Genomic DNA, 7552 nt, shown 5'->3' with positions numbered 1-7552 from the left:
GGATCTCGGCCAGCTTGCGGGTGTAGCTGTACTCCGAGCTCAGGAAGAACTGGCGGGCGACCTGCTGGGTGATGGTGGACCCACCCGGCACGCGCTTGTCGTTGGTGGTGGCCAGCAGCCACACCGCGCGGCCGATGCCCTTGTAGTCGACCCCGCCGTGCTGGTAGAACCGCGCGTCCTCGGTCGCCAGGAAGGCCTGCTTGAGGCGCTCGGGGACCTCCTTCATGGTGATCGGGGTGCGCCGGGATTCACCGAACACGGCCATCAGCTTGCCATCGCTGGCATAGACGTACATGGGCTCCTGCATCTCGATGTCGCGCAGGCTCTGCACGTCCGGAAGCTTGGAGGAAACGGCGTAGTAGAGGCCGCCCGCAACGGCCGCGCCGATGAGGGCCAGGACCAGGAAGGCGACCAGCAACCAGCGCAGCCAGCGGCGAAAGCGTGTCATCAGGGACAGATTCCGATTGCGAATTTCGTGGCCGCAGAGTATAGATTACGCAAGGGAGCGGCTGGGGCCGATCCTGGGGAGCGCAACTCAATCATCGTCTGGGGACGCGTGAAACGTGCCGTGATGCACGTTTCACAGCATGACAGTTGCGATTTGCAAAAAAAACGTTATTAATGCGCGGGCGCAGGTTCTGCGTCCAAGTGCCCGTCGGCAGGGGAGAAACCGTGGGGCTTATCCCAAAAAGCCAGTCGCCGCTTATTGGCGTCGACATCAGCTCGACTGCAGTAAAGCTCTTGCAGCTTTCACGCAGTGGCAATCGCTTTCGCGTGGAACATTACGCTGTGGAACCACTTCCGCCGAATGCGGTGGTGGAAAAGAACATTGTTGAGGTAGAGGCTGTCGGCGAGGCTATTCGACGTGCCGTGAACCGTTCCGGTACCAAGGCCCGGCACGCTGCCGCAGCCGTGGCCGGTTCGGCGGTGATCACCAAGCTGATCCCGATGCCTGCCGACCTGGACGAGAACGACATGGAAGCCCAGGTCGAGCTCGAAGCGGTCAATTACATCCCGTACCCGATCGAGGAAGTGAACCTCGACTTCGAGGTGCTGGGCGCCATTCCCAACAACCCGGAAATGGTCCAGGTGCTGTTGGCGGCATCGCGCTCGGAGAACGTGGAGCTGCGCCAATCGGCGCTGGAGCTGGGCGGTCTGGTCGCCCGGGTGATGGACGTGGAGGCCTTCGCGGTCGAGAACGCCTTTGCCCTGGTCGCCAGCGAGCTGCCGATCGCCAGCGATGGCGTGGTCGCGCTGGTGGACATCGGTGCCACCATGACCACCCTGAACGTCCTGCGTGGCGGGCGTAGCCTGTACAGCCGCGAACAGGTGTTCGGCGGCAAGCAGCTGACCGACGAAGTGATGCGCCGCTATGGCCTCACCTACGAGGAAGCCGGCCTGGCCAAGCGTCAGGGCGGGTTGCCGGAAAGCTACGGAATGGAAGTGCTGGAGCCGTTCAAGGAAGCCACGGTCCAGCAGATCAGCCGTCTGCTGCAGTTCTTCTATGCCGGTAGTGAATTCAACCGCGTGGATCACATCGTGCTGGCCGGCGGTTGCGCGGCGCTGGCCGGGCTGCCGGAGATGGTGGAAGAGCAGCTGGGCGTGGCCACCGTGGTGGCCAATCCGCTGGCGCAGATGACGCTGGGTCCGAAGGTACAGGCACATGCCCTGGCCCAGGACGCCCCGGCGCTGATGATCGCCACCGGTCTGGCGCTGAGGAGCTTCGACTGATGGCGAGAATCAACCTATTGCCCTGGCGCGCCGAGCGGCGCAAGCAACGCCAGCGTGATTTCTACGGCATGCTCGGCTTCGCCGCCATCGGCGGGGTGCTGCTGTCGCTGCTGATCTGGTTCTACTACGACCGGCAGGTCAGTGGCCAGAGCGAGCGCAACAGCTTTTTGACCGCCGAGATCGAGAAGGTCAAGGAACAGAACAAGGAGATCGACCGCCTTGACCGCCAGAAGGAACGTCTGCTGGCGCGCAAGAAGGTGATCGAGGAACTGCAGGCCAAGCGCTCGCAGATGGTCCACCTGTTCGATGCGCTCGTGCGCACCATCCCTGATGGCGTGGTATTGACCGCGCTCAAGCAGGAAGGCGACATCCTCACCCTGGAAGGCCGGACCCAGTCCAACGCCCGGGTCAGCGCGTACATGCGCAATCTGGAAAGCTCGGGCTGGATGAGCAAGCCTGAGCTGACGGTGATCGAGGCCAAGAAGCCGGATGAGGGCAAGGCCCCGACCGGTCCGGTCTCTGACATCAGCGCCTTGCCGTACATGTTCGAGGTCAAGGTCACCCTGCCGGCGCAGAGCGAGCCGGTCAATGGCGTTGCGCCGGATGGCAGCGTGGTGGCACCTGCGGAGCCGGCGGTGAACCCGGCCGCGACGGCGGTGGCTCCGTTGTCGCCGGCCCCGGCGGCGACCGAGCCGGCGACCGACCCGTCCGCAGCACCGGCAACGCCCTCGGCCGCCAAACCGTCCGGCAGCCGGATCGCCCCGCCAGCCACACCCGCACAGCCGGCTGCGTCCAGTACGCCGCAGAAGGGGGCCGCATGAGCAAGAAGATCAACGTCAAAGAGCTGGACTTCAACAACATCGGCAATTGGCCGCAGCAGGCCAAGGTCGTGTTCTGTGCGCTCCTGGCCCTGTTCATCGTGATCATTGCCTGGTTCGTGCTGATCAGTGGCAAACGCGATGAGCTTGCCGGGCTGGAAAGCACGGAAGTCCAACTGCGTGCCGACTTTGAGAAAGAGCAGGGCCGTGCAGTCAATCTGGAGCCGCTCAAGCAGCAGCTAACCCAGATGGAGCAGGTACTTCAGCAGATGCTGCGCCAGCTGCCCAGCAAGACGGAAATGCCGGACCTGATCATCGACATCTCGCAGACCGCGCTGTCGAGCGGGCTGATCAACGAGCTCTTCCAGCCCGGTGCAGAGCAGCCCAAGGAGTTCTACGCCGAAAAGCCGATCGCGCTGCGCATGGTGGGCAGCTACCACCAGTTCGGCGCGTTCGTCAGCGGCGTGGCCTCGTTGCCGCGCGTGGTCATCCTGACCATGCACGACATCAACCTGAAGCCGAAAGACCCCAAGACCGGTATCACTGCGCGCAGTGGCGCGCTGGAGCTGTCCGGTACGGTCAAGACCTACCGTTACCTTGACGAGCTGGAAATGGAAGCGCAGGAGAAAGCGGCGGCCGCCGACAAGAGCGGTGCCAAGCCCGGAGGTACGCCATGAGCCTGGGGATGACCGCGAGGGTATGTGGTCTGCTGGTGCTGGCTCTGCTGGCCGGCTGCGCGCGTGGGGTGAGCAGTACCCCCGGCGATGCGCCGAACCTGACCAAGTGGGTGGAGGACGTGCGTGCACGTCCGGCGCCGCCCCTGGAGCCGCTGCCGGTGATGCAGCAGTTCGAAACGTTTGAATACTCCGCGCAGGGGATGCGCGATCCGTTCACCGACGCCTGGACCAATCCGCAGGGCGGCTCGGGGCTTCGTCCCGATCCGAACCGTCGCAAGGAGCCGCTGGAAGCCTTCCCGCTGGATGCCTTGGACATGGTCGGCTCGATCGGCAAGGGGGGCGCGCTGGTATCGCTGGTGATGGCGCCGGACAAGGTCACCTACCGGGTGCGTCCGGGCGTTTATCTGGGGCAGAGCGATGGCCGCGTGACTGGGGTCTTCGAAGACCGGATCGAACTGATTGAACTGGTGCCGGATGGCGCGGGCGGCTGGCTGGAACGGCCTGCATCGCTTGCGCTTGAAGATCAATAATGATTATGGGGATAGCACGATGACCTTTTCCAATGCCATGCGGCAGCGTCCCGACCGGCGCCCGAAGCTGATCCACCTGTGCGCGCTGGGAGTCGCGCTCATGGTGGCCAATGGCACGTTGCTGGCGGCGACGCCGGCAGCAGCACCGACGCCAGCGGCGACCGCAGTCGCGCCAGCCACGGCGCCTGCCTCGCTGGCGGTATCCAAGATCGACTTCAAGCGCAGTGAGGACGGCGCTGGCCGCCTCATCCTGCAGTTCGACGGCAAGGGCGCCAACCCGGACCTGCGCACGCAGGGCAACAGCGTGGTCATCGACGTCGGCAACGTGCGCCTCCCGGAGAACCTGCAGAAGTCGATCAACGTGACCGACTTCGCTACCCCGGTGCAGCGTATCGATCCCAAGCCATATGGCGGCGGCACCCAGCTGGTGCTCAACACCAACACCGCCTTCGAATCGCTGGCCTATCAGACCGGCAACGAGTACGTGGTGGAGATCAGCCCGCGCAAGCAGGTAGCGGCCACCGGTGCGATGAACGCCACCACGGTGACCCAAGCCGCTGCGGCTGTTTCGCAGCGCGGGTACAGCGGCAAGCCGGTGACCTTCAACTTCCAGGACGTGCCGGTGCGCACGGTGCTGCAGTTGATCGCCGAAGAATCCAACTTGAACATCGTTGCCTCCGACAGCGTCGAAGGCAACGTCACCCTGCGCCTGGTCAACGTGCCGTGGGATCAGGCCCTGGACATCGTGCTGCGCGCCAAGGGTCTGGACAAACGTCGCGATGGTGGCGTGGTGTGGGTTGCCCCGCAGCCGGAGCTGGCCAAGTTCGAGCAGGACAAGGAAGACGCGCGCATCGCAATCGAGAACCGCGAAGACCTGGTGACGGATTACATCCAGATCAACTACCACAACGCCGCACAGATCTTCAAAGCGCTGACCGAAGCCAAGGGTATCGGTGGTGGTGGTGGTAGCGGTGGTAGTGGTGGCAGTGGCGGCAACAGCTCGCAGGAAGACAGCGGGTTCCTGTCCTCGCGCGGTCGCATCGTCGCCGATGAGCGCACCAATACGCTGATGATCAGCGACATCCCCAAGAAGCTGGCGCGCATGCGCGAGCTGATCAACGTGATCGACCGTCCGGTCGACCAGGTGCTGATCGAAAGCCGGATCGTGATTGCGACCGATACGTTCGCCCGTGAGCTGGGTGCCAAGTTCGGCATCACCGGCAACCGTGACAATGTGTTCTTCGGTGGCAGTACCGATGACAACCACGCCAACATCAATGATCAGGCAAAGGTCAATAACGACTACGCCAAGGCGCTGGCTGACTGGAATGCCGGTGGCCGAGCCGGAGCGGTTCCCGTGCGTGCCCCGAACACCATCACCACCAACAAGTTGAACTGGAACCTGCCGGTGGCCGCGGCCAGCAATCCGGGTTCACTGGCGCTGTCGATCCTAAACGCGGGGTACCTGCTGGACGTGGAGTTGTCGGCCATGCAAGAGGAATCGCGTGGCGAAGTGATCTCCAACCCGCGCGTGGTCACCACCAACCAGCGCGAAGCGACGATCAAGCAGGGTAAGGAAATCGGCTACGTCACCATCAGCGGCGGCGGCGCGGGCGGTGTCGCCACGCCCAACGTCCAGTTCAAGGAGGTTGTGCTGGAACTGAAGGTCACCCCGACCATCACCAACGACAACCGCGTGTTCTTGAACATGTCGGTCAAGAAGGATGAGGTGGAGAGCTACATCCGCCTGGAAGGCTACGGCGAAGTCCCGACCATCAACCGCCGCGAGGTCAACACCGCCGTTCTGGTGGAAGACGGCCAGACCGTGGTGATCGGTGGCGTGTACGAGTTCACCGACCGCAACAGCGTCAACAAGGTACCGTTCCTGGGCGACGTGCCGTTCCTTGGCAATCTGTTCAAGAAGCGCAGTCGCAACAAGGACAAGGCCGAACTGCTGGTCTTCGTCACCCCGAAGGTGCTGCGCGTGTCCAAGACCAACTAAGGGTCGCGGCCCTGCCTGCAGCGAAAGGGCCGCCTTGTGCGGCCCTTTCGCGTTCAGGAAGCTTAGATGTTGCAACGTCCCTGAGGAACGCTCAGGGCCCACTGTAGAACGGGCAATCGATCAATGAACGCTCGCCTGTGCCGGTTGGGGCGATTGGCCAAGGGTTAGGAGCCCGGCAAGGAATCCGCGCTATGCTGGGCGGCGATTTATTGCAAAAGCAGGTGACCCCCATGGCAGCCGCCAACTGTTCCAGCTGCGCTGCGCAGTGCTGTCGGCTGACCGTGGTGCTCGGGGCGTCCGACTGCGTTCCGGCGCACCTGACCACTGAGCTGCCGACTGGCCTGCGCGTGATGGCCGGGGGCGCGGACGGATGGTGCGTGGCGCTGGACCGTGAGCGCATGAATTGCAGTATCTATGACGACCGGCCGCAGACCTGTCGCCGATTTGCGATGTCCGGTCCTTATTGCAGCGCGATCTTTGCCGGCGACAAAGGCACGATGGCCCCGAGTACGCCGTAAGGTGGCTTCGGCCGTTACGAGTATCGCGTTCAGGCAATCTTGATCCCGATCCAGCGCCAGCCCTGCCATCATGTGGGCGGAACCTTACGCACGTCGCGTGGGTCACATGGATCCCATGAACCTGCCTCCCCCCATGCCCGACACCGAGATCGATACTCCCGCCGCCGCCGAGCAGGCCCATGATCGCCTGCACGATGGTTTCTGCGCGCTGCGCGACGCGTTGGCCGGCGAGATCGTCGGCCAGGCCGCGCTGGTCGAACGCCTGCTGACCGCCTTGCTGGCAGATGGCCATCTGCTGGTCGAGGGCGCGCCAGGCTTGGCCAAAACCACCGCGATCCGCGCGCTGGCCGCGCGCCTGGAGGCGGATTTCTCGCGCGTGCAGTTCACCCCGGACCTGTTGCCGGCCGATCTGACCGGCACCGAGATCTGGCGGCCGCAGGAAGGCCGCTTCGAGTTCGTCCCCGGCCCGATCTTCCACCCCATCCTGCTGGCCGACGAAATCAACCGTGCCCCGGCCAAGGTGCAATCGGCGCTGCTGGAAGCAATGGGCGAGCGCCAGGTCACCGTCGGCCGCCACACCTACGCGCTGCCGGCGTTGTTCCTGGTGATGGCCACGCAGAACCCGATCGAGCAGGAGGGCACCTTCCCGCTGCCCGAAGCGCAGCTGGACCGCTTCCTGATGCATGTGCGCATCGGCTACCCGGATTCCGATGCCGAGGCGGAGATCCTGCGTTTGGCGCGGGAACGTGCGCGCGATGCACTGGGTCCGCCGCCACCGGCGCCGCCGCGGATGCCACTGGAAGATGTGTTCGCCGCGCGCAAGGCCGTGTTGTCGCTGCACATGGCGCCGGCGCTGGAACGCTATCTCATCGAGATCGTGCTGGCTTCGCGCGACGCCGCCCGCTACGACCCCGCGCTGGCCAGACGCATCGCCTGGGGGGCCAGCCCGCGCGGCTCGATCGCCCTGGAGCGCTGCGCGCGTGCCCGCGCCTGGCTTGCCGGCCGCGACTTCGTCACCCCCGACGATGTGCGCAGCGTCGCCCCTGACGTCCTGCGCCACCGCGTGCTGCCCAGCTATGAAGCTACCGCCGAAGGCTGGGACGGCGATCGCCTGGTGGCCGAGCTGCTGGCACGCGTGCCGGCGCCCTGACCTCGATGGCTTCGGACGTGGACAGCACCGCAGGCGCCCCCGACGGCGACGGCCTGCGCCCCAGCCTGGCCGAACTGGTCGCGCTGCGGCGTAATGCCCACCGGTTGGCCCCGGCCCGGCGTGGCC

8 protein-coding genes are annotated in these 7552 nt (G+C 64.8%); 7 read left to right on the top strand and 1 reads right to left on the bottom strand.

Features of this window, described 5'->3' with window-relative positions:
- The coding region (locus AC1DQP_RS13305; RefSeq protein ID WP_478051771.1) for a transglycosylase domain-containing protein at positions 1-448 on the bottom strand (448 nt) is incomplete at its 3' end.
- Between the two features lie 224 nt (positions 449-672).
- On the opposite strand from AC1DQP_RS13305, the gene AC1DQP_RS13300 reads away from it, so the two are divergent.
- The 7 genes from AC1DQP_RS13300 (at position 673) to AC1DQP_RS13270 (ending at position 7426) form a co-directional block, all read left to right on the top strand.
- The gene (locus AC1DQP_RS13300; RefSeq protein WP_457319166.1) at positions 673-1731 is read left to right on the top strand and encodes a pilus assembly protein PilM; all 1059 of its coding nucleotides are present in this window, start codon (positions 673-675) and stop codon (positions 1729-1731) included.
- Positions 1731-2552, top strand: a complete 822-nt coding sequence (locus AC1DQP_RS13295; protein WP_478051770.1) for a PilN domain-containing protein — start codon at positions 1731-1733, stop codon at positions 2550-2552. Before AC1DQP_RS13300 ends, AC1DQP_RS13295 begins: the two co-directional genes overlap by 1 nt.
- The gene (locus AC1DQP_RS13290; RefSeq protein ID WP_478051769.1) at positions 2549-3226 is read left to right on the top strand and encodes a type IV pilus inner membrane component PilO; all 678 of its coding nucleotides are present in this window, start codon (positions 2549-2551) and stop codon (positions 3224-3226) included. Before AC1DQP_RS13295 ends, AC1DQP_RS13290 begins: the two co-directional genes overlap by 4 nt.
- Complete coding sequence (locus AC1DQP_RS13285) at positions 3223-3756, top strand: pilus assembly protein PilP (RefSeq protein WP_457321130.1); 534 nt, start codon at positions 3223-3225, stop codon at positions 3754-3756. Before AC1DQP_RS13290 ends, AC1DQP_RS13285 begins: the two co-directional genes overlap by 4 nt.
- A gap of 19 nt (positions 3757-3775) precedes the next feature.
- Positions 3776-5758: a type IV pilus secretin PilQ gene (locus tag AC1DQP_RS13280; protein ID WP_457321132.1), complete on the top strand. Its 1983-nt coding sequence runs from the start codon at positions 3776-3778 to the stop codon at positions 5756-5758.
- Positions 5759-5949: 191 nt separating this feature from the next.
- Positions 5950-6276 carry a YkgJ family cysteine cluster protein gene (locus AC1DQP_RS13275; protein ID WP_478051768.1) on the top strand — a complete coding sequence of 109 codons (327 nt, stop codon included), beginning with the start codon at positions 5950-5952 and terminating at the stop codon, positions 6274-6276.
- Positions 6277-6391: 115 nt separating this feature from the next.
- Complete coding sequence (locus AC1DQP_RS13270) at positions 6392-7426, top strand: AAA family ATPase (RefSeq protein WP_457318102.1); 1035 nt, start codon at positions 6392-6394, stop codon at positions 7424-7426.
- Positions 7427-7552: the final 126 nt, after the last annotated feature.

The organism is Stenotrophomonas sp. P5_A8, assembly GCF_056400545.1.
The sequence above is the reverse complement of the archived record's forward strand: the minus strand, read 5'-3'. Positions and strand labels throughout refer to the sequence as shown.

Bases quoted from the DNA above. Each gene is read 5' to 3' on its own strand.
- AC1DQP_RS13295 (WP_478051770.1), top strand. From the start codon at position 1,731: ATGGCGAGAATCAACCTATTGCCCTGGCGCGCCGAGCGGCGCAAGCAA.
- AC1DQP_RS13290 (WP_478051769.1), top strand. From the start codon at position 2,549: ATGAGCAAGAAGATCAACGTCAAAGAGCTGGACTTCAACAACATCGGC.
- AC1DQP_RS13285 (WP_457321130.1), top strand. From the start codon at position 3,223: ATGAGCCTGGGGATGACCGCGAGGGTATGTGGTCTGCTGGTGCTGGCT.
- AC1DQP_RS13280 (WP_457321132.1), top strand. From the start codon at position 3,776: ATGACCTTTTCCAATGCCATGCGGCAGCGTCCCGACCGGCGCCCGAAG.
- AC1DQP_RS13275 (WP_478051768.1), top strand. From the start codon at position 5,950: ATGCTGGGCGGCGATTTATTGCAAAAGCAGGTGACCCCCATGGCAGCC.
- AC1DQP_RS13270 (WP_457318102.1), top strand. From the start codon at position 6,392: ATGAACCTGCCTCCCCCCATGCCCGACACCGAGATCGATACTCCCGCC.